The 21,593-nt window shown below is 71.5% G+C and carries 14 protein-coding genes; 6 read left to right on the top strand and 8 right to left on the bottom strand.

Features of this window, described 5'->3' with window-relative positions:
• The first annotated feature begins 3 nt into the window (after nucleotides 1-3).
• The 3 genes from ACIRVH_RS17940 to ACIRVH_RS17930 all read left to right on the top strand — a co-directional run bounded on the left by ACIRVH_RS17940 (nucleotide 4) and on the right by ACIRVH_RS17930 (nucleotide 6,099).
• Nucleotides 4-2,751, top strand: coding sequence for a bifunctional YncE family protein/alkaline phosphatase family protein (locus ACIRVH_RS17940; protein WP_403953877.1), 2,748 nt, complete (start codon nucleotides 4-6; stop codon nucleotides 2,749-2,751).
• 211 nt (nucleotides 2,752-2,962) lie between these two features.
• On the top strand, nucleotides 2,963-3,706 hold the full coding sequence (locus ACIRVH_RS17935; RefSeq protein WP_403953874.1) for an HAD family hydrolase: 744 nt from the start codon (nucleotides 2,963-2,965) through the stop codon (nucleotides 3,704-3,706).
• Nucleotides 3,703-6,099 (top strand): glycoside hydrolase family 65 protein, encoded by a 2,397-nt coding sequence (locus ACIRVH_RS17930; RefSeq protein ID WP_403953871.1) that lies wholly within the window; start codon nucleotides 3,703-3,705, stop codon nucleotides 6,097-6,099. Before ACIRVH_RS17935 ends, ACIRVH_RS17930 begins: the two co-directional genes overlap by 4 nt.
• Before the next feature lie 232 nt (nucleotides 6,100-6,331).
• Here ACIRVH_RS17930 and ACIRVH_RS17925 read toward each other — a convergent pair whose 3' ends face one another.
• Entirely contained in the window at nucleotides 6,332-7,462 is a 1,131-nt protein-coding gene (locus ACIRVH_RS17925) for a saccharopine dehydrogenase NADP-binding domain-containing protein (protein ID WP_403953868.1), read from the bottom strand.
• Between the two features lie 41 nt (nucleotides 7,463-7,503).
• Here ACIRVH_RS17925 and ACIRVH_RS17920 point away from each other — a divergent pair, with 41 nt between their 5' ends.
• Complete coding sequence (locus ACIRVH_RS17920) at nucleotides 7,504-7,947, top strand: hypothetical protein (protein WP_403953865.1); 444 nt, start codon at nucleotides 7,504-7,506, stop codon at nucleotides 7,945-7,947.
• 126 nt (nucleotides 7,948-8,073) lie between these two features.
• Complete coding sequence (locus ACIRVH_RS17915; RefSeq protein WP_403953862.1) at nucleotides 8,074-8,574, top strand: hypothetical protein; 501 nt, start codon at nucleotides 8,074-8,076, stop codon at nucleotides 8,572-8,574.
• A 41-nt stretch (nucleotides 8,575-8,615) separates the two neighbouring features.
• Here the strand turns inward: ACIRVH_RS17915 and ACIRVH_RS17910 are convergent, their stop codons facing one another.
• The 5 genes from ACIRVH_RS17910 to ACIRVH_RS17890 all read right to left on the bottom strand — a co-directional run bounded on the left by ACIRVH_RS17910 (nucleotide 8,616) and on the right by ACIRVH_RS17890 (nucleotide 17,398).
• Complete coding sequence (locus ACIRVH_RS17910; RefSeq protein ID WP_403953861.1) at nucleotides 8,616-10,802, bottom strand: bifunctional serine/threonine-protein kinase/ABC transporter substrate-binding protein; 2,187 nt, start codon at nucleotides 10,800-10,802, stop codon at nucleotides 8,616-8,618.
• 10 nt (nucleotides 10,803-10,812) lie between these two features.
• Nucleotides 10,813-13,056, bottom strand: coding sequence for a bifunctional serine/threonine-protein kinase/ABC transporter substrate-binding protein (locus tag ACIRVH_RS17905; protein ID WP_403953859.1), 2,244 nt, complete (start codon nucleotides 13,054-13,056; stop codon nucleotides 10,813-10,815).
• Complete coding sequence (locus ACIRVH_RS17900; RefSeq protein WP_403953857.1) at nucleotides 13,056-13,838, bottom strand: hypothetical protein; 783 nt, start codon at nucleotides 13,836-13,838, stop codon at nucleotides 13,056-13,058. Before ACIRVH_RS17900 ends, ACIRVH_RS17905 begins: the two co-directional genes overlap by 1 nt.
• A gap of 436 nt (nucleotides 13,839-14,274) precedes the next feature.
• A complete protein-coding gene (locus ACIRVH_RS17895; RefSeq protein ID WP_403953855.1) occupies nucleotides 14,275-14,511 on the bottom strand; it encodes a hypothetical protein in 237 nt (78 codons plus the stop codon).
• A gap of 10 nt (nucleotides 14,512-14,521) precedes the next feature.
• A complete protein-coding gene (locus ACIRVH_RS17890; RefSeq protein WP_403953852.1) occupies nucleotides 14,522-17,398 on the bottom strand; it encodes a helix-turn-helix transcriptional regulator in 2,877 nt (958 codons plus the stop codon).
• 239 nt (nucleotides 17,399-17,637) lie between these two features.
• Between ACIRVH_RS17890 and ACIRVH_RS17885 the strand changes: the two genes are divergently transcribed.
• On the top strand, nucleotides 17,638-18,297 hold the full coding sequence (locus tag ACIRVH_RS17885; RefSeq protein WP_403953850.1) for a TetR/AcrR family transcriptional regulator: 660 nt from the start codon (nucleotides 17,638-17,640) through the stop codon (nucleotides 18,295-18,297).
• A gap of 207 nt (nucleotides 18,298-18,504) precedes the next feature.
• On the opposite strand, the gene ACIRVH_RS17880 is transcribed toward ACIRVH_RS17885, so the two are convergent.
• On the bottom strand, nucleotides 18,505-20,250 hold the full coding sequence (locus ACIRVH_RS17880) for a carboxylesterase/lipase family protein (protein ID WP_403953847.1): 1,746 nt from the start codon (nucleotides 20,248-20,250) through the stop codon (nucleotides 18,505-18,507).
• Nucleotides 20,251-20,282: 32 nt separating this feature from the next.
• A complete protein-coding gene (locus ACIRVH_RS17875; protein WP_403953845.1) occupies nucleotides 20,283-21,545 on the bottom strand; it encodes a choice-of-anchor Q domain-containing protein in 1,263 nt (420 codons plus the stop codon).
• Nucleotides 21,546-21,593 lie beyond the last annotated feature (48 nt).

Here is a 21,593-nt window from a genome sequence, read left to right as displayed (position 1 = left end):
TCCATGCAGGTAACTCGCAACCGCCGGACTGTCGAGACAAGCCTTCTCGGCAGACGACTCGGTCGCCGGAGCACCCTCACGGCAGCCGCCACCGCGGTCGTCCTCGCCGCCACCGCCGGCATCGGTTACGCCCAGACGCACCAGTTCGGCACCGATCAGGTCGGTCAGACCACCGACCGGGGCCAGGTCATCTCCAGCGACCAGTACATCGCCCCGTACGGTGACCGCCTCGTCATCAACAACGGCAAGATCATGTCGTCCGCCGTCAGCCCGGACGGCACCCACCTCGCGGCCTCGGTCACCGACGGCGGGAGCGCGCTGGCCATCGTCGACGTGCAGAACTGGAAGGTGCAGCAGGTCGTCGGCACCGCCGCGTCGTCGGTCCCGCGCCTCGGCAGCAACAGTGTGGGACAGGAAGGCCCCACGTACTCGCCCGACGGCAAGCAGCTGTGGCTGGGCCAGACCGACGGCTACACCCGGTTCACGGTGAACCCGGACGGCTCCGTCACCAACCCGACGTCGATCAGGATCCCGGTGGACGGGGCCAAGCACGCGCTGGTCGGCGAGGCGGTCTTCTCGTCCGACGGCTCCACCGTGTACTCGGCGGTCAACGGCCAGAACCGGGTGGTCGCCATCGACGCGGCGACCGGTGCCGTCAAGCAGAGCTGGGCCGTGGGCAACGCCCCGCGCGACATGGTCCAGGTCGGCGAGAAGCTCTACATCAGCAACGAGGGCGGCCGGCCGGCCGAGCCGGGCGACACCACCATGAACTCGTACGGCACCCAGGTTCCGGCCAACCCGAAGACCGGTGCCACCACCACCGGCACGGTCAGCGTCATCGACCTGGCGAACCCGCAGGCCGCCCCGTCGAGCATCGATGTCGGTCTGCACCCGACGGCCCTGTACGCCAAGGGCAAGGCGCTGTTCGTCACCGACACCGCCTCCAACAACGTGTCGGTCATCGACACCGGCAAGGACGAGGTCGTGCAGACCATCGACACCCGGCCGTGGCCGGAGGCGTCGGTGGGCTACGAGCCCAACGCGGTGACGCTCACCGACGACGGTCGTCTGCTGGTGACGCTCGGCCGGGCCAACGCGGTCGCCGTCTACCGGTACAAGAGCGCGCAGGAGCCGGTCAGTTACGTCGGCCTGCTCCCGACGGACTACTTCCCCGCGGAGATCGCCACCGTCGGCAACCAGGTGCTGGTCTCCAACACCCGTGGAGTCGACGCCCGCCGGCCCACCAACAGCGCCGGGCACGGCACCCACGACACCACGTCGAGCGTGCAGCGCTTCACGCTGCCGGACGACAGTGTCATCAGGTCCCAGACGGCCAAGGTCTTCAAGCAGAACGGCTGGACCCCCGGCTCGGTCAAGCTGGCCAAGGGCACGAGCCACGGCATCCCGGTTCCGGTCCCGCAGCGGATCGGCGACCCCTCGACGATCAAGCACGTCTTCCTGATCGTCAAGGAGAACCGGACCTACGACCAGGTCTTCGGTGACGTCCCGGAGGGCGACGGCGATCCCTCGGTGACCCAGTTCGGCGAGAACGTGACGCCGAACCAGCACGCGCTGGCCGACCAGTTCGGCCTGTACGACAACACCTACGACATCGGCACGAACTCCGCCGAGGGCCACAACTGGCTGATGCAGGCCGACGACCCGGAGTACACCGAGTCCTCGGCCGGTGAGTACGCGCGCAGCTACGACACCGAGAACGACGCTCTCGGCCACCAGAAGTCCGGCTTCCTGTGGACCGGTGCGCAGGCGGCGGACAAGACCGTGCGGGACTTCGGCGAGTTCCAGTCCATCGAGAGCAAGCCGTCCGACGCCTCCTGGCAGAACCTGTACTGCGACGCCAAGAACATGGACGCGACCGGGCAGAACACCGCCTACCCGATACAGACGGGCTCGGCGATCCCGTCGCTCAACGACGTGTCGGTGCCGGGCTTTCCGATGTTCGACACGAGTGTCCCGGACATCTACAAGTACGAGATCTGGAAGCAGGACTTCGAGAAGAACGGTCCGGCGAACCTGAACATGTTCTGGCTCTCCAACGACCACACCGGTGGTCCGGCGAGCCCGGCGGCCCAGGTCGCGGACAACGACCTCGCGGTCGGCAGGATGGTCGACGAGATCTCGCACAGCAAGTACTGGAAGGACTCGGCGATCTTCGTCGTCGAGGACGACTCCCAGGCCGGCCTCGACCACGTCGACGGCCACCGCGCCCCGATCCAGATCATCAGCCCCTGGGCCCAGCACGGCACCGTCGACAGCCACTACTACTCGCAGATCACGATGATCCGCACCGTCGAGCAGATCCTCGGGATCCACCCGATGAACCAGAAGGACAGCGCGGCCAGCCCGATGGCCGGGGCGTTCACCCGGAAGCCGGACTACACACCGTTCACGGCGCTGCCCAACCGCACCTCGCTGACCGACGGTCTGAAGACCCCGCCTTCGTGCGGGGTGGACACGCCCGCGCCGCAGGACCCCAAGGCGGCGGCCGTGCCGTCGTCGAAGGTACCGGCGGACAAGCGGCAGCTCGCGGCGGAGTGGGAGGACTGGAAGTCCAAGCAGCGGCTGACCGGGCCCCACGCCGTGCCCGACTACGCGAACCCCGCGCAGATGAACCACCTCACCTGGTACCAGACGCACAACTGGACCAAGCCGTACCCCGGCGAGCACAAGATCTACGCCCCGAACGACGTGCCGGGCGCCTACCTCCCGTCGTCGGAGTCCGACGGCTGACGTAGCCGGATCGCCTGAAGGGCCCCTGGCCGGCCGCACCGCCGGCCAGGGGCCCTTCGCGCCGTCGCTGCGTCATTCGTCCCGTGCCCACCCAGGTTTCGTGCAGTGCCCGCCCCGGCCGCCGCTCTGTCCTCGACCGAGCGGGTGCCTTCCGGCGTGCCGGACGGTGGCCTGACGCGAGCGGCCGCGGACGCCTCCTACCCTCGGCGACATGCTGGGGCTTCCTGCTCGTGTCCGTTCCTGTCTGTTCGACCTCGACGGTGTCCTCACCCAGACCGCGAAGGTGCACGCGGCCGCCTGGAAGGAGATGTTCGACACCTATCTCCGCGAGCGCGCGACACGTGAGGGGACCCAGTTCGTGCCCTTCGACGCGGTGGACGACTACGACGAGTATGTGGACGGGCGACCCCGTGCGGACGGCGTGCGCACGTTCCTGGCCGCACGCGGGGTGCACCTGCCCGAGGGAACGCCGGACGACACGCCGCAGGCGGAGACGGTGAACGGCCTGGGCAACCGCAAGAACGACCTGGTGCTGCGCCGGATCCGCGAGGACGGGGTGGAACCTTACGAGGGCTCGGTCCGCTTCGTCCACGCGGTGCGGGAGGCCGGCCTGCGCTGCGCGGTGGTGTCGTCCAGTGCGAACTGCCGGGACGTCCTGGCAGCGGCCGGCATCGAGGACCTGTTCGACCAACGGATCGACGGAGTGGTGGCGACCGAGCGCCGCCTGCGGGGCAAGCCCGCCCCGGACACCTACCTGGAGGCGGCCCGCGTCCTCGGAACGGATCCGGACGCGGCCGCGGTGTTCGAAGACGCCCTGGCCGGGGTCGAGGCCGGGCGAGCCGGACGGTTCGGCGTGGTCGTGGGCGTCGACAGGGTGGGCCAGGCGGATCAGCTACGGGCGCACGGGGCGGACATCGTGGTCCGTGACCTGGCCGAACTTCTGCAGCCGCGATGATCACCCATCCCAGCTACACGGTCGAGCCGTGGTGCCTGCGCGAGACCGAGCTGAACCTGGACGTGCTCGCCCAGAGCGAGTCGGTGTTCGCGCTGTCCAACGGGCACATCGGGTGGCGCGGCAACCTCGACGAGGGAGAGCCGCACGGGCTGCCCGGCGCCTACCTCAACGGCGTGCACGAGCGGCATCCGCTGCCCTACGCGGAAGCGGGCTACGGATATCCCGAGTCCGGCCAGACGATGATCAACGTCACCGACGGCAAGGTCATCCGGCTGCTGGTCGACGACCACCCGTGCGATCTGCGCTACGGCCGGCTGGTGGCGCACGAACGGGTTCTGGACTTCCGGTCCGGCGTGCTCAGCCGCACGGCCCGGTGGACATCGCCCGGCGGCCGCACGGTCCGGATCACGTCACAGCGGCTCGTGTCCTTCACCCAACGCGCGGTGGCCGCCATCGTGTACGAGGTCGAGCCGATCGACGGACCGACCACGGTGGCCGTGCAGTCCGAGCTGGTCGCCAACGAACAACTGCCCGGCCTGAAGGGCGACCCGCGCGTGGCCGCGGCGATCGAGTCCCCGCTGAACGCCGAGGAGCACTTCGCGCAGGACACCCGCCTGCGGCTCGTGCACTGCACCAGCCGCAGCGTACTGCGGGTGGCAGCAGCGGCCGACCATCTCATCGAGGGGCCCGAGAGCACTCGTTGGACGGCGCAGAGCGAGCCTGATGTCAGCCGGCTGACGGTGACCGCGGACCTGGTGCCCGGGCAGCCGCTGCGGCTGGTCAAGTTCGTGGCCTACGGCTGGTCGGGGGAGCGTTCGCTGCCGGCCGTGCACGACCAGGTGGACGGAGCCGTGGCGGCCGCGGTCAGCACGGGGTGGGACGGGCTGGTCGCCGCGCAACGGGCGTACCTGGACCGCTTCTGGGCCGGCGCGGACGTCGAGGTCGAGGGCGACGCGCAGATCCAGCAGGCGGTGCGGTTCGCTCTCTTCCACGTGCTCCAGGCGGCGGCCCGCGGTGAGAACCGGGCCATTCCCGCGAAAGGCCTGACCGGAACCGGGTACGACGGGCACTCCTTCTGGGACACCGAGTCCTACGTGCTGCCGGTCCTGACGTTCACCGCGCCGGAGACCGTCGCGTCGGCACTGAGATGGCGGCACCAGATGCTGCCGGCGGCCCGGGAACGCGCGAGCCAGCTGGGCCTTACGGGAGCGGCGTTTCCCTGGCGGACGATCGACGGCGGCGAAAGCTCCGCCTACTGGCCGGCCGGTACGGCTGCCTTCCACATCAACGCCGACATCGCCCTGGCCGCCGTCCGGTACGTCATGGTGACGGGGGACGAGGACTTCGAGCGCGGTGAGGGGTTCGACCTCCTCGTGGACACCGCTCGACTGTGGCGCTCCCTCGGACACCACGACCCGGAAGGCGTGTTCCACATCGACGGGGTCACCGGACCCGACGAGTACAGCGCCATCGCCCGCGACAACCTGTACACCAACCTGCTGGCCCGGCAGAACCTGCTGGCCGCCGCAGAAGCGGCCGCGCGTCATCCCGACCGGGCCGCGGAACTCGGTGTCGACGACGAGGAGACCGCCGTGTGGCGGGACGCCGCGGCGCGTATGGCCATGCCGTACAACGAGTCCCTCGGCGTGCACGAACAGTCCGCCGGGTTCACGAGTTTCCAGCGCTGGGACTTCGAGGCGACCCCGCCCGAGAACTACCCGCTGCTGCTGCACTACCCCTACTTCGACCTGTATCGCAAGCAGGTCGTGAAGCAGGCCGATGTGGTGCTGGCGATGCTGGAGTGCCCCCACCTCTTCTCCGCCGAGCAGAAGGCGCGCAACTTCGCCTACTACGACGCGCTCACCGTCCGCGACTCGTCCCTGTCGGCGTGCTGCCAGGCGGTGCTGGCCGCCGAGACCGGGCACCTGCGGCTGGCCTACGCCTACCTCGCCGAGGCCGCGCTGATGGACCTGGACGATCTGGAGCACAACACCCGTGACGGGCTGCACATCGCGTCCCTCGCCGGGACGTGGATCGCCCTGGTCGTCGGTTTCGGCGGCTTGCGCCGGTACATCGGCGAGGAAGGCAAGCCGGACCAGCTGGCGTTCGCGCCGCGCTTGCCGGAAGCGCTGTCCAGGGTGGCGTTCACGGTGCTGGTACGCGGACGCAGGCTGAAGGTGGACATCGGCCCGGCCCATGCGCGATACCGGCTGGTGGAGGGTGATCCGCTGCTTCTGCTGCATCACGGGGAACCGCTGACCGTGACCACCGACGCCCCGGTGGACCGGCCGATGCCCTCGGCACCTGTGCGCCCCGAGCCGCAGCAGCCGGCCGGCCGCCATCCGGTGGGCCTGCTCGCAGCGGAGGAGCACCAAGCGGACCCACCGGACTGAGGTTCTGTCTGCACGCCACGCCGACCGATCCGCTGCCGACCGCGTCGCGGTCGGAGGTCACCTGGCACCACGCGGCGATTCGCCTGCCCGGAGCTGAGCGTGCGGTCCAAGGAACTGGCGCCCGCCCATGGGGAAAACTCCTGGTCCTGGCATTGCTGGCGACGATTGCCGATCGAGTGGACAGCCCAAGCACCACGCATAGGGAGACAGGAAGTGGCAGCCTGACGGCTTGTCACTCCTCCCAGGGGCGCCAGCCGTCCTCGTCGTCACTCCTCCACAGGTCGATCCCGCGGTCGCGCAGCGCGGCACGCAGCTCCTGCGGTGCCAGCCAGGAATGGAGCGGGACGAGGCCGGCGGTGCGGAGTCGGTCTGCCAGCAGGTGGTCGACGGCGATGCCGGCGAGCAGTGAGGGAATGCGACCGCCGTCCTGCCGGGCCGTCATCCCCAACCGGCGGGTGACCGGCCGCCCATCGCGCTCCCCGCTCACGGTGACCGTGAAGCCGCCTGCCTCGTCGCCGACCCGTCCGACGAGCCACGACGCCGCGCGCACCAGCGGCGTCCAGTGCCGGGTGGCGCGGGGCCGCCCGGTGCGGGCCCGCAGAGTGGCGAAGAGCCCCAAGGCCCGGTTGACCGCGGTGAATTCGGTACCGGCCTTGAAAGCGATCGTGCGGGCACCGCACAGTTCGGCCAGGACATCCAGGTCGGCCATCTCGTACACCTGGTGGACCAGCCGTCTGCCGACCGGCGGCGGGAACACTGTCCACTCGGGCTCGGACCAGCCGTGCACCACGGTGGGTACGCCCTCGCGAGGAGCGGTGAACGGGAGCCCGGCGCCATGCATCATCGCCTCGAACATCGCCGGGCCGCGGTGCCGCCGGGTGTCGGGAGCGGCACAGCACAGGACGCCGTCGACACGGTCCATCCCGTGTGCGAGGTCGTGGACGATCAGCGCCTGGAGGCCCGGCACGACGGACGCCCCGGTGAGGACGGGAGCCGTCGCCGAGCGGGCCACCGCCGCTGCCGCGTGTAGAAAGGCGCGGTCCTCGCAGATGTCGACGTACGGAACCCCGGCGGTCACCGCCGCCCGCAGCGGTCCGAGCGGGTGGGTGCCGGCGCCGTCGAGGGCCTGGAACGGGCCCGCGCAGTGCACGAGCGCGACCGCGTCACCCAGGAGGTCGCCCAGCCGCTTCGGATCGTCGCGGTCGCCGGCGACCCAGGAGACCCGTTCGGACGCGAAGGGGGGATGCGGCGGTCTGCGGGAGACGACGGTGACGCGAACGTCGGGCCGGCGCAGCAGATCGGCGACGACGTACCGGCCGTAGAAGCCGCTGCCCCCGACCACGACGATGTTCGATTCCCCCATGCGGTGGCATGCTACCGGCACGTGGACACGACAATAGGGCCGTGTTCACCTCACGTGAGACTTCGCCCGTTACCCGTGAGCGGCTGCACCGACGGGTCTTCGCGGCGGCCGGCGTCTACAACATCGTCTGGGGCTGCTACGCGGCCGTCGACCCGCAATGGCTGTTCCGCGTAGCCGACATGCCCCCGCAGAACCACCCCCAGATCTTCATGTCGCTGGGCATGGTGCTCGGCCTGTACGGGCTGCTCTATCTGGACGTGGCCCTCCGCCCCGCCGAGGGCTTCGCCGTCGCGGCGGTCGGCCTGGCCGGCAAGGTCCTCGGCCCGCTCGGCTGGCTGTGGCTGGCCCTCACCGGCGAGTGGCCCCTGGCCTCCGGCGTCATTCTCGTCACCAACGATCTGATCTGGTGGGTCCCCTTCGCGCTGTACCTCCACGACTGCCTGCCGCAGTGGCGGGCCCGGTACCTGGTCGCAGGGCGGCGGTAGCCCTTCGTCAGCAGAACTTCCCAGTGGCGTCACAGGGTTGTTCCGGGCGGTGCGATCGCGGCGGTACGCCGCCGCGTCGGCCGGAGAATCGAAGGAGAACCGGACCAGGGGGAAGGGGCGGGAGCCGTGGCCGCAGAGGTGTCGGGGACCTTCGAGTACAGGATCACGCACATCGTCAGCCAGGAGGTCGGTCACCATCACACGCGGACGATCGGCCTCACCAACGACGAGGCGGGTCGGCTGGAGCGCTTCGAGCAGAACAGGAACGAGACCCACGCGACCTGCGACCACTGCGGCGCTCGACTCCTGGTGGCTCTCCCCTCGTTCGCCGAAGTGCGCAGTGAGCGCCGCAGGCACCGGTGGTGGTTGAAGGTGTGCGCTCTGGCGACGGTCCTCAGCGGCTACGGCTTCGTCCACGTGGTCCGCACCGCCACGAGCACGGGATACGGGCCTTACATCGCCTTCGTCGTGACCGTGGCCGCGACGCTCTTCTTCGCGTACCGCACGCTGATCAGCGGATTGCTCTCGCGCACCAACGGAGGGCCTGACGTCACTCGCGTCGACTCCCGCGATCGCAGAAACGTTCGGCACGGCTGGACCTACGTGACAGCGGCCGAGGATGCGTGACGCGGCCGGGCGGTCCGGTCGGCTCGCGTCCCCGCACCTGCTCAGGCCGTGACGTCCTCGTACTGGCCGAGAAAGCGGAAGCGGCCGCCGGACGCCTGGAAGAGGTACAGCGCCTTCACGGTGTAGCCGGCGCTCGACGACGTGTAGTGCAGCCTCTTGGTGATCCCGCGGTAGTCCGTGTCGCGCAGCCGTCGCACGATCGTGCCGCGTGCCGCGCGGGACGCGCCCGGCGTCGTCATCGCGCGCCCCAGGAACAGCGCCGCGTCGTAGGCCTCGGCGGAGTACCAGGGCGGAGCGGTGCCGAATCGTTCGCGGTAGGCGGTGACGAAGGGCTTCGCGGCCGTCACCCGCGTCGGATCGAGGAAGGGGGCGGCGAAGACCCATCCCTCGGCCGCGTCACCGGCCGCGGTGAGGAAGCGGGGGTCCAGAGCGCGCTCGGTGGCCAGTCGCGCACCCGCGTAGCCGGCGCCGCGCAGCGCGACCGCCAGTTTCGCGGCACGCGCAGGCCCGCCGGCGAACACCACCGCGTCCGCTTTCGCGTCGGTCACCGACTCGGCGAGGGCACGGAAGTCGTGGGCGGTGTCGTCCTCGGCGGCGAGGGTACGCCGGGTCGTCGCGTGCCGCACGGAGCGCATGGCATCACCGACCGACGCGCAGATGTTCCAGCTGAAGTCTCCCTCGACCGCGTCGTCGATCAACAGCGTCCTGCGGGCCCGGGCGGTGCGGACGAGGTACGCGACCAGGGGCGCCGCCAGGTCGCGGTCGGGAGGCCGGGTGGCCGCGTACGTCCGGTACTTGAAGGACGACACCCCTTCGAGCCCGACCGATACGGAGACCAGGGGCAGCAGAGCCTTCTGGTATTCGGCGAGGACGGCCTCGGCACAGGCGTCGGTGGTCGGCCCGATCACCGCGCGGACCCGGCCGTCGGCCGCGAGCTGCCGCGCGAGCCGTCGCGCCCGGGTCGGGCTGCCGGCGTCGTCGTGCACCTGGAGCGCGAGGTCGAAGCCGCGGCCGGTACGGGAGTTGAGACGGTCGACGGCGAGCCGGACACCGTCCTCCTGGGCGAGCCCTGCCGTCTTCTGTCCGCCCGTCAGATCGGCGTGCAGCGCGACCACCATCTGCGGAAGCCGGGAGCCGCCACTCCGCGCCGATGCGCGACCGGGGCGGTCCGCCGTCCACCAGGCCGCCGTCGCGCCCGCCGCCAGGACCCCGGCCGCCGAGCCCAGCACCAGGAAGCGGCGTCGGGTGACGCTCTTCGAAGGCTCCTCCGAGCCGGGCACGGTGTCGATGCCGGGCGGAGCACCGGACACCTCGGTCGCCTCGACGGCGGGCAGGGCGAGAGCGGCGGTCGAACGGCGCGCGATCAGCCGGGTGGACGATTCGGGCAACCAGCCCCCGCCCTCCCGGTCCGGGCCGTGCGGCTCCGTCCCGTCCAGGGCTCGCCGGATGTCGGCCACGGGGGGCCGGGATCCCGGCTCCTTGGCCAGGCAGTTCCGCAGCAGCGGCAGCAGCGGCGCCGGTACGCCGTCCAGGTCAGGTTCGTCGTGGACCGTACGCACCAGCGCCTCGGCCGCGGAGCCCCGGCCGAAGGGGCGTTCGCCCGTCGCGGCGAATGCCAGCAAGCAGCCGAGCGAAAAGACGTCGCTGGCCGGACCGATCTCCCTGCCCCGGCCCTGGGCCTGTTCGGGGGAGAGGAACCCGGGGGAGCCGACCACCATCCCACTGGCGGTGAGCGCGGTGTCCTCCGGCGTCCGGGCGATTCCGAAGTCGATCACCCGCGGTCCGTCGACCGCGAGCAGCACATTGCCCGGCTTGACGTCCCGGTGCACCAGACCCGCCCCGTGCACGGCCTCCAGCGCCTCGGCGAGGCGGGCCCCCAGGAACCGCACCGAGCGGTACGGCAGCGGCCCGCACTCCTCGACCGCCTCCGCCAGCGAGGGGCCCGGCACGAACGCCGTGGCGAGCCACGGCGACTCCGCGTCCGGGTCCGCGTCGAGCAGCGGCACGACCCAGGGGCTGGCGACCCGGCCCGCCGTCTCCACCTCACGGCGGAAACGGGCCCGGAAGCCCGGATCGTCCGCATGCGCGGCGCGGATGACCTTCAACGCGGCCAGTGAGCCCGATCCGGAGCGCGCCAGGTACACCACGCCCATGCCGCCCGCGCCCAGCCGGCGCAGCAGCCGGTAGCCCGCGATCCCGGCCGGGTCGGCGCCGCGCAACGGCTCCATCAGCGTCCCATCAGGTGGACACCTGGAACGGTGCCGCGCCCTGGTACCGGAACCGGCCGCCGTCGACCTTCCACAGGTAGACGCCGCGGCCGTCGATGACCAGTGCCCCGGTCTTCTTGTCGAAGGCGAGGTTCTTCGTGATCCCCTTGTACGAGGCCGCGCGCAGCGCCGTCGTCAGGTTCTGCCGGGTCACGCGCCCGGCGGAGAGCGATCGCAGAGCCTGCACGATCATCCGGGCCACGTCGTACGCCTCGACGGCATACCGTTCCGGCTCGGCGTCGAAACGCCTGCGGTACGCGGCCGCGAACGTCTTGGCCTCGGGTGCCACGGATGCGTCCATGACGGGGGCGACGATCACCCAGCCGTCGGCCGCGTCCCCGGCGGCGGACAGGAACCGGGTGTCGAGCACTCCCTGGGCGGCGGCTCGCGCGCCCGCGAAGTGACGATGCGTCAGTTCGTGGGCCAGCAGCGCGGCGCGGTCGTGGTATCCGGCGAAGACCACGGAGTCCGCGCCGCCGTCGAGCAGGGCGTCGAGCGTCGGTCCGAAGTCCCTGCGCAACGCGCTGACCACCTTGGGGACGACCGGCTGCCGGTCCTGGTGAAGCATGCGGCACAGCGAGCTGCTGATCTCCCATGCGTACGCGTCCGCCGCCCGGTCGTCGACGATTCCGATCGTGCGCGACTTCGCGCTGCCGTGCAGATAGGCGCGGAGATAGAACGGCAGGATCGTGTCCGTCACGCGGGCGTGGAGGAACGACCGGCTGCCCGTCACGCCGAGCACGGTGGCGCCGGGTGACACCGCGATGAGGGGCAACGACCCGGCGTCGTACGTCGTCAGCGAGGCCAGGGCGGTCTCGTCCGTGGTGGGACCGATCACGGCCAGCACGGAACGGTCGGCGACCAGTCGCTTGGCCACCACCGGGGCCCTGGCCGGAACCCCGCCGTCGTCCACCGTCCGCACGGCGAGCGTGAACGGCCTGTCGTCACGGGAGTTGAACTCGTCGACCGCGAGCCGCAGTCCCCGCTCCTGAGCCCGGCCCACCGCCTTGTGGTCACCGCTCAGATCGGCGTGCAGTCCGATCGTGTGCACGGGCCCGTTCGCCGTCGGGGCGGCGGTGGAGCCGCTCCCCTTGCCGCCGCCGGAGAGCGCGGCCCAGGCGGCCAGACCGCCTCCGGCCGCGACGGTCACCGCGCCCCCGGTGAGGACGAGGAGACGGCGTCTGCCGACGGCACGTCCTGATGGCCGTTCGTCCGCGTCGTCCGCCGCGGTGGTGTCGGCGGACTCGGAGGCGACCTCGGTGTCATCGACGGCGGGCAGCCCGAGCCCTGCGGCCGACCGTTCGGCGATCAGCCGGATCAACGGCTCGGGCAACCAGTCCTCGTCACCGGGTTCCCGGTCCCGCTGCGCCGAAGGCCGTACCGCTCGGAGGACCTCCCGCGGGTCGACGGGCTCGGCGGCCGCAAGAGCCAGCGACAACGCCTCGGCGGTGGGCCGCTGCCGCGGGTCCTTCTCCAGACAGCCGCGCACCACTTCGGCGAGCTCCTGCGGAACACCCTCCAGATCGGGGGCGTCGTGCACCGTTCGGTACAGCAGCGCGTCGAGGGAGCCGGTACCGAAGGGAGGTCGGCCGGTGGCCGCGTGGGTCAGCACGCAGCCCAGCGAGAAGATGTCGCCGGCCGGGCCCACTTCCTGCCCGCCCTGGGCTTGTTCCGGTGCCAGGAAGCCGGGGGTGCCGACCACGACACCGGTCGACGTGAGCGCGGTGTCCTGCGGATCGCGGGCCACACCGAAGTCGATCAGCCGGGGGCCGTCGAGCGCCAGCAGCACATTGCCCGGCTTGACGTCCCGGTGCACGAGACCGACCGTGTGGAGCTCCCGCAGCGCTTCGGCGAGCCGGGAACCCAGCACCCGCAGGCTCCGCACGGGCAGTGGCCCCTGTACGGCGACGGCCTCTCCCAGCGAGGGCCCCGGCACGAAGACGGTGGCCAGCCAGGGCTCCGCCGCCTCGGGGTCCGCGTCAACCAGGGACGCCACCCAAGGGCTGGTCATCCTGCCGGCCGTCTCCGCCTCCCGCCGGAACCGCTCCCGGAATCCGGCGTCCTCGGCGTACTCGGCCTGGATCACCTTCAGCGCGACCAGCGAACCGCCGGCCGAGCGGGCCAGGTACACCACACCCATGCCCCCCGCGCCGAGCCGCCCGAGCAGCCGATGGCCCGCCAGTCTGGACGGGTCCGAGGTACGCAGCGGCTCCATCACTTTCCCTTCAACCGCTGCTGGACGCGCCCCAGCATCTGACCCAGGGCCGTGCTGCCCAGTTTCTGGAGTTCTTCCGGGGTGTGGCCCTGCCCGCCCGTCACGGAGACGGCCGCGACGACCGTGCCCAGCCGGGCGACCATCCACAGATACGGCTGGGCTTTGCCGCCCTTCCCGAGGTACTGACCGCTCTCCAGCACCGAGTCGTCGGCGTAGTCCTGCTCTCGGGAGCCGAAGGGGGTGCCGAGGGAGTTCAGACCCGTGATCCGCTCGTCGGCCCGTGGCCGTTGCTCCGGGCAGCGCAGGACTTCCTCCAGGGTGGTGCTCAGCTGTTCGTCGGCGCCGAGAGCGAAGGAGTGCGCGGTGGCCGCGGCCGTCACCCTGACGGCACCTTTGCCTGCGCCGGCGGGCAGCCGGCTGTAGCGGGACAGGCTGGCCAGAACACCTCGGGGGAGCTTCTCTCGCTCCCAGCGGCAGTTGTCGTCCAGCACGGCCCAGGTGCCCGGGGTGCTCGCGGCCGGGTTCTGTGCGACGAAGCCCCGGCCCCAGTCGCCCGGAGTGAACACCACCGAGTCCACCAGGTCCTGTCCGTCCTTCGAGGTCCTGGGGACGAGGTCGGCGTCGGGTGTGAAGGCGGGGGTGGCGGAAGAGCCGCCCGACGGGGGCGCCGCAGCTTCCGGCGAGGCAGTGTGCGCCGGTGACCCGGTCCGCCGGGAGGAACCGCCGTCCGCCCCCTGTGTCGAACACCCGGCCAGCAGACTCCCCGCCACCACGAGCGTCACCCAACTTCCCCATATGTTTTGGGTGTTGCCTTTCACGCCATCCCCTCTGCACCGCTCGAGCCGTCCGACTGCCGACCGTAGACGGCCGTGGGGGAAGCGGCCTCAGTAGAAACACGTAACCGCCTACGTGTTTCACCGCGTCCCAGGTGTCGAGCCGGCTGTGCGGTGATGCGTGGTTTCACGGATGTGCCCGAGCACGCGGCCCCGGCACGCTGACGCGGATGCGACCGGGCGGCGAGCAGGAACGCGCCCGCCGGGCCGCCCGAACAGGGGATGGCCGGTGCTCCCGTGGATCTGCGGGGCGGTACGCATCGGCGTCATGGTCACGAACGCGGCGCGCCGGCAGCGATCTGACGGACGTACGCCGGAAGCCGGAGAGCGGCCGTGGCGCAGGCGTAGCGAGCAGCCGGCCAGCCAGATCCGCCAGACGGTCCTGCTACTCGGGCACGGTGACGCCGTCGGGAGGCGGCGGGATCTTTCGCATGCCGGGCATCTTGGCGGCGCGCGAGTTCCAGCCTGTTCGGAACATGGCATCCCGCAGCAGTGCGACCTCGTTCGCCAGCGCTTCCATCTCCTGGACGGACACGGCGGAGGTGCGATACCCTACGTTCTTCTTCGCGGGGTTCATTGCCTCGAAGCTTGCGCCGGGCTCGTCCTGGGCGCGAGTGATCACCGGGCATCGCTCAGGATCCGGCTCCCAGCCCGACTCGGGTCATGAGTCCGGCCAGGGCCGCGCGGGACGGCACCGACGCCTTCCGGTAGATCGAGGACAGATGGGTTTCGACGGTACGTCGGCTGAGATGGAGCCGAGCGGCGATGCCCTGGTTGCTCAGCCCCTGCGCCACCAGCTCCGCCACCTCCAGCTCACGGGCCGTCAGCTCCGCGAGCTGCGCCGGCACCGTCGGCGTCTCCGCCACTACCTGGGGCCGGATCAGTTCGGCGAGGTCCACCAGCAGGCGTGCGCCGCCGTCGACGGCGATCCGGTGGGCTCGGCGCCACATTGCGGCGGCGCGCGCTCCTTGTCCCGTGCGCTGTACCAAGGGTGCCGCCCGCAGGAGGGAGTAGGCCTCCCACAGGGATTGGCCGCAGCGGACGTATTCCTGTGCCGCCGCGTCGAGGAGCCGTACGGCCCTGTCGGTCTCGCCGTGGTGCTCGGCCAGCGTGGCCTGGGCGCGCAGGGCGGCCGCGCGCTGGCCGTCGAGGCCGAGCCGGTCGGCCTCGCGGGTCGCCTGGGCGACCCAGCCGCCGGCCGCGTCGACGTCGCCGGCGGCGAGGGCCACGGCCGCGAGGGTGTCGAGCTGCCCCGGGCGGATCGAGGGTTGCAGCAGGGGCAGTCCAGGACCTCCGCCTGCCGTCGTGATGGCCTCCTGCGCTCGGTGGGGGTCGCCGCTCACGTACGTCGCGTGCCCGAGCATGCACCAGGCCAGGGACGACCACCAGCCCCTGCTCCGGCCTGCCGCGGCGACGGCCTCCTCACCGGTGGACAGGGCGCTGCCGTCCCCCAGCGGACGCACCAGCAACAGCACCAGTGTCTTGATGGCCAGGGTGAAGCCCAGAAGGTCGTCGCTGCCCGCGGCCCGGGCGATGGACTCCCCCTCCTCGGCGGCCTCCAGCGCGGACGGCAGTCGGCAGGTGGTGAGGTGGACGAAGGCCCGGCTCGTCAACAGGTGGGGCAGGACGTGGAGTTGTCCGGTGCGCCGGGCGATGCGGAGCCCTCGGGTGATGTGCCGCTCGGCGTCGCCGTAGCGCTCCAGCAGGGTTTCCGCCCAGGCCAGCCAGACCAGCGCCTCGCACAGATCCGCCAGACCGGGATCGGTCAGCGCATCCGCGAGTGAACCGGCGGCATCGGCGAAACGCCCCGCCGCCTCCGTCTCTCCCTCGTACGCCTCGCCCAGGGCGGCCAGGGCCAGCGCCGCCGCCTCACCGGCGGGGTGGTCGTCGGAACGTGCGACGGCGACAGCCCGCGCGACGTCCTCGCGAGCCTCCGGATAGGACGCGGTCAGCAGGGCGGACATCCCGAGGGCCAGTTGCAGGGAGACCGCCTGCGTGGGGGACGGGCCCGGATCGCGGGACAGCTCACGGCGCAGCAGAGCGGTGGCCTCGGGGGAGTGACCGAGGTGCCGTTCCATCACGGCGCACTGGGCGACGGCCTGCGTACGCAGATCGGGATGGTCCTTGCCGGACGTCTCGATCAGGGTGTGCAGCAGGTCCCGGCTCTCCTGGAGGTTCCCGCTGACGCCCAGTGCGCGGGCGCGGGCCAGAACCAGTTCGCCGCGTTGCCGGAAACGGTCGGGACCGTCCGGCATCCGAGTGAGGACGACATCCAGCAGATGGGCGGCTGTGCCCGGCGCGGTCGACGCGAACCGTGCGGCGGCCTCGATGAGTACCTCCGTGGCCTGGGGGTCCCAGCCGGTCAGCGACCGTTCGACGTGGCGGGCCCGCTCGGTGGCGGGAGCGCCGCCACGGGCCAGTTCGCGCGCGGCACGGCGGTGGACCTCGGCACGCCACCCCGGCGCGGTTCCCTCGTAGACCAGGGCCCGGAGCAGGGGATGGCGCAGCGCCCACCGGCCGCCCGGCGCGGCGCGCAGCAGATCCCGCACCACCAGGGCACCGGTCTCGTTCTCGACGTCCTGGGGGGACAGCCCGGTCGCCACGGTCAGCAAGGTGGGCGTCGCGTGGTCGCCGAGCGCCGCCACCGCCTCGACGAGCCGGCGCTGCGGCCCGGTGAGCGTGGCCAACTCGTCGTGCAGCAGCGCTGCGAGCCCACTGGGCAGGCCGGCCGGGTCCATGGCGTCGCCGTGTGCGTCGGGCGTGAGCCCGTGTGGTGACACCCCTGTGCGGTACGCGTGCACCAGGGCGAACAGATACAAGGGGTTGCCCTCGCTGGCGGCGTGCAGCTGCTTGGCCCGGTCTTCGGGAACGTCGGGAGCCAGCGCCAGGACGGACTCCTGCTCCGAGAGCGGCTCCAGGGCGAGCTGGAGCACGGCTCCGCTGGCCGCGCCGCGCGTGAGCGCCGCGGTCAGGGATGCCGGCGTCTGCCGGACCCGCCGGGCCACCACCAGCAGGACGCGTCCGCGCGCAGGGTGCCGGATCAGGTGGTCGACGAGCTCGCGGGAGGCGGGATCCGCCCAGTGCAGGTCGTCCAGGGCAAGCACCAGACCCTGCTCGCTCAGGTGTGTCAGGGAAGCGGCGATCGCACGGTGCAGCCCGAATCGGGCGGCGGAGCCTTCGGGGGAGCCGTCGCCCGGGCCCTGCCGGATGCCGTGCAGCACCGAGCACGCTTCGGCGAGGGCGGGGCCGGCGTCCGGCGGGCCGGGATCGGCAAACGCGTCGGTGAACAGCTGGTAGGGGACGTGCTGTTCGTACTCCGTGGCCCGGCCGCGCAGTACGGTGAAGCCGACCCTGCGGGCCCGCGCGCACAGTTCGTCGAGCAACCTGCTCTTTCCGATGCCGGGTTCACCGACGATGTCGACGACCTCCGGCAGGTCGGACCGGCCCAGGCCTGCAAGCAGGGCGTCCAGCCGGGCGAGTTCCGACGACCTGCCCACCAGTTCTGCCACGCTCTCGTCCCCCCTGCCCAGCAGGTGACCAGCTCACCCGCGGCGATCTTCGTTCCCCACAGCTCACCCTAAGGGGCCGCACAGTCGGCACCGGGAGCTTGGGGACGGGTACGTCGCAGGGGGGAACAAGAAGGGTGAGCCGGGAAGGCGCGCACGCTGCGCGGCGATGGAGTCAGTCGCTGCCCGGTCCCACAAGGCCGCGGTGCAGTGCGAGCAGCTTCTCGCCTAGAGTCCGCTGTATGACGGAGGCACCGGCCCAGGACCGCGGCGCACGGTCCCGTGACGCAATTCTCGACACCGCCGGCGAACTGATGTCGCGGTACGGCTACGCCGCCACATCCATTTCCATGATTTCCTCCGAGTGCGGCCTGCCGGCCAGCTCCATCTACTGGCACTTCGGCAGCAAGGACGGGATCTATGTCGCGGTGCTGGAGCGCGCCAGGACCGGGCTGCTGGCAGCCCTGCCCCCGGCCGAGGTGCCCGGCGCCGATGTCGCTCAGCGCCTGGAGGCCTTCCTCAGGGAGGTCGAGGACGCCTTCCAGCGCCACCCGCACGGTCTGAAACTGCTGCTGGGGCTGGGCATGGTGCAGCAGGACGCCAGCGCGGCGGCCGTGGCCGAGGTGCACCACTACCGCGACGCGCTGGTGACCTGGGCTCAGGATGCGCTGAGCGCCGTCTTCGGGCTGAACGACCGCCCGGACGTTGCGGACGAACTGGCGCGCTTCACACTCAGAATGGCGAGCGGCACCGCCGTCGCCCGCTGGTTCGAACCGGGCGCCGTCCTGGAGACCGGGCCGTTGCACGTCGCGTTGCTGGCGCTCGCGGCTCACCACAACGTTCTGGTGCGCGGGACCTTGGGGGAGGTCGCCGTGTCACGCGACGTCACGGACAGGGAATGACGAACGGGCACGCGCCGCACCGGGATCGGGCGGTTCACGGGCGCGTTCGACACTCAGGGGTCACCGCATTCGGTGTCAACAGGGTGACCAGCCCGGTCGGCGTCGTTCCACACACGGCCTGATCGGCTGCGGCGGCGGGCCGGAACCTCGGTGTCACCGTGGTGGGCGACGTCTGGACGATCCCGGACAGGTCGATGTCGGGGATGCTCATCGCAGGGCCCGTTCGCGCAGACAGCCGTATCCCAGGGCGAGGACTTGTTGCGGCCGCGGCCGCGGCTGCGTCGACGTCATCGCACGGCCCCCGGGGGCAGTGGGGGACGGGAGCCAGAACGCGCAATGGTGGTCGGTCGCGAAGCCGCCGGTGGATGCGACCCGGTCCGGCACCAGCACCTGGATGCGGTCCCCTTCGGCCGTGTAGTGGGGCCAGGCGGGGGCACGGGAGCCGTTGGGGTTGCCGGTGGCCACGAACCGTGCCCAGTAGGCGGTCATCGTGTCGGACAGCCGCCGCTGGGCGGGCGTCAGGCGCACGGAGTCCATGGGAAAGAGATAGGACAGTTCGGAGCCGTGGAACGCGCCCTGCGGGGTGTGCGGTGCCGGGATGAACGGTGGAGCCTCGGGATCGTGGAACTCGTAGGCGTAGACGGGCGCTCGGGTGCCGTACAGCCGGCTGTCGGCCCATGCCGGGCAGGCGAACCGCTGGTCCGTGTTGACGGCGGAATAGGCCATGTTCGGGGATGGATACGCCGAGGCCGGATAGGTGTGCAGGACGGCCGCTGCGCGGCTGCCGTGCTGAAGCCCGATCAGGGCGGCGTACGAGGCGGCGGTCAGGGGGCCGCCGCCGAGCAGATCCACGTACAGCGCGGTGAAGTACCTGTACTCGTCATGGGTGTTGCCGTTCAGTGTCGGGACGGCGTTCACTCGTCCCTCGGCCCATGCCCTGTACGGAGCACGCGGGAGGACCAGTGGCCCGGTGTTCGGGCCCCACAAGGAAGCGATCCCGGTCCCGCTGCCGCGAAGGAGCTCGGTGGTGGTCAGGGCGCGCAGACAGGTCGCCGCGGTCGTCGGGTCCGCGCAGCCGACCGAGGCCGCGAAGTCGCTGCCTCTCTGCTCGGCCGCGTCGAGCGTGAGCGGTGCCAGACCGCCGTCCGAGGTGCAGCTCCCGCTCTGCTGAATCGCTCGCTGGAACAGGCCTTCGGCGGTCGGGGAGGCGATGTGGGCGCAGGCGTCCACCGATCCGGCGGACTGGCCGCCGAGGGTCACTCGGTTGTGGTCGCCACCGAACGCGCCGATGTTGTGCCGAACCCAGCGCAGCGCGGCCTGCTGATCCATCAAGCCGTAGTCGCCGGAGGCGTGGTCCCCGCTCTCCGACGAAAGAGCGGGGTGGGCGAGGAACCCCAGTGCTCCCAGGCGGTAGTTGACGGTCACCACGATCACGCCGCGCGCGGTCAGCGCCGAGCCGTCGTAGTCGCTGCCGGCGCCGTAGGCGTTGCCGCCGCCGTGCAGCCACACCAGCACGGGGAGAGGCCGGCCGCCGGTGCGGGCGGGTGTCCACACATTGAGGTACAGACAGTCCTCCGTCGTGCTGCCGGTGCGGTTGGACTCGCCGGGCAGAACGGGGCCGCCGTCGGGGAGGAGCGTCAGCGGCAGTTGGGGGCAGGGTCGGCCCGGTGCGGTGGCGTCCCGCACGCCGGGCCATCGTTCGGCCGGCCGTCGGGGACGCCAGCGCAGCTCGCCCGTCGGCGGGGCGGCGAAGGGGATGCGCTGGAAGACCCGGACGCCATCGCGGCGAGCCGCGCCGCGCACCCAGCCGCGGTCGGTGCGCACGACCAGGGAGCCGTGAGCGGCATCGGCCCGGGCTGCGGGCGGGGGAACGGCGAGGGAAGACAGCAGCAGGGCCAAAACCGCGATCATGGTGCGGGCCAGGGTGGTGTTGCGCAGGCTCGGCGATCTCATCGCATCTCCTGATGCCGGTGCGAGCGGTGTGGTCATGCCGTGTGCTCGTAGGCGCCGATGTCGCAGGCGGAGCCCTGGGGGCGGGCGACACCGCGCTGATCGGTGACCGGGCAGTCGGCCGCCGCGTCCAGGGCGGGGCTTCCCGGCAGCAGCGCTTCGGTGTCCGTGGGGCCGCCGTTGTCGGCCAGCGGGCCGATCAGCGGCGCACGGCTGGGCAGGTCGCCCGCAGCGGTGAGCCAGCAACTGCCGTCGCCGTCGATGTTGTGGCCCTCCGACGCGATGGTGGCGAAGGCCTTCTTGCAGTCGGCGGCCTTGCCGTCGACGGTGTTGCCGGCGACGGTGTTGCCGGCGACGACGGAGTTGCGCAACGTCAGTCGCCCGAGGGGCAGATCGACGACGTCGGGGATCGGATGGGGCAGGCTGTCGAGGTAGGCGGGGGCGATGTTGATCCCACCTCCCCCGTCGCTCGAACTGTTACCGGAAATGGTCGAGTTGAGGATCTCCACGGGGCCCCGGCCGCGGATGTCGATCCCGCCGCCGTAGCCGGCGAGGCTGCCGGGGCGGTCGCCGGGGTTCGTCACGCGGTTGTCGGCGACCGTCGAGTTGGTCATGGTGCCGCTGTCGTCGAACCTGATGCCCCCGGCCTCTCCCGCGGCGTTCCCGCTGACGGTGCTGTCGATCAGATCCAGGTGCGAGCCAGGGATGTTGAAGATGCCACCGCCGTAGCCCGCGGAGTTCCCGGTCACGGCGACCCGTCGTAGCGTCATGCGGTGTCCGTTGGCGATTCCGCCGCCACCGGTGTCGGTGACGGGCAGTTCGCGCTCCTGAGCCGTTCCCCCAGTGATCGTCAGGTCGGACAGCCGGGTGTCCGCCTGCATGCGGAAGGCGCGGTCCAGATGGTTGGCGTCGATGACGGTGGTCCGTGCGCCGGAGCCGTGGATCGTGGTGGGCGCGTCGACGTTCAGGTCACCCGTGGTCGGGTCGGGGTGGTCTCCGATGATCTTGCGGGGATCGGGCGGGATCGTCAACTGGTAGCGGCCCGGAGGCAGTGTGATGGTGCTGCCCTGGCGGGCATTGGCGGCCATCACGGCGGCGCGCAGGCTGCAAGCGCCCGACGTGGTGCGGCACAGGCCGTCCGACGGATCGGCATCGACCGCGTCGGACGTGGTGTCCACAGTGAACTCCGTCGGTCCGGCGGCTGCGGGCGTTGCGACAGCCTTGGCTGTGGGTGCGGCGAGTGCTACGGCCGTGGCGAGGACGACGGCCAGTGCCGCCGGGCTGGTGCGGACGTTCATCAGTGCACTCCTCTCGGCGAGGAAGGGGAGGACTCGGCTGATGCGACG

The sequence above is a fragment of the Streptomyces sp. NPDC101165 genome (assembly GCF_044768135.1).
Lineage (GTDB): Bacteria > Actinomycetota > Actinomycetes > Streptomycetales > Streptomycetaceae > Streptomyces.
The sequence above is the reverse complement of the archived record's forward strand: the minus strand, read 5'-3'. Positions and strand labels throughout refer to the sequence as shown.

Excerpts from the sequence above, each read along its gene's own strand:
- ACIRVH_RS17875 (WP_403953845.1), bottom strand. The coding sequence starts at position 21,545 with ATGAACGTCCGCACCAGCCCGGCGGCACTGGCCGTCGTCCTCGCCACG.
- ACIRVH_RS17885 (WP_403953850.1), top strand. The coding sequence starts at position 17,638 with ATGACGGAGGCACCGGCCCAGGACCGCGGCGCACGGTCCCGTGACGCA.
- ACIRVH_RS17935 (WP_403953874.1), top strand. The coding sequence starts at position 2,963 with ATGCTGGGGCTTCCTGCTCGTGTCCGTTCCTGTCTGTTCGACCTCGAC.
- ACIRVH_RS17910 (WP_403953861.1), bottom strand. The coding sequence starts at position 10,802 with ATGGAGCCGTTGCGCGGCGCCGACCCGGCCGGGATCGCGGGCTACCGG.
- ACIRVH_RS17925 (WP_403953868.1), bottom strand. The coding sequence starts at position 7,462 with ATGGGGGAATCGAACATCGTCGTGGTCGGGGGCAGCGGCTTCTACGGC.
- ACIRVH_RS17905 (WP_403953859.1), bottom strand. The coding sequence starts at position 13,056 with ATGGAGCCGCTGCGTACCTCGGACCCGTCCAGACTGGCGGGCCATCGG.
- ACIRVH_RS17880 (WP_403953847.1), bottom strand. The coding sequence starts at position 20,250 with ATGAGATCGCCGAGCCTGCGCAACACCACCCTGGCCCGCACCATGATC.
- ACIRVH_RS17940 (WP_403953877.1), top strand. The coding sequence starts at position 4 with ATGCAGGTAACTCGCAACCGCCGGACTGTCGAGACAAGCCTTCTCGGC.
- ACIRVH_RS17930 (WP_403953871.1), top strand. The coding sequence starts at position 3,703 with ATGATCACCCATCCCAGCTACACGGTCGAGCCGTGGTGCCTGCGCGAG.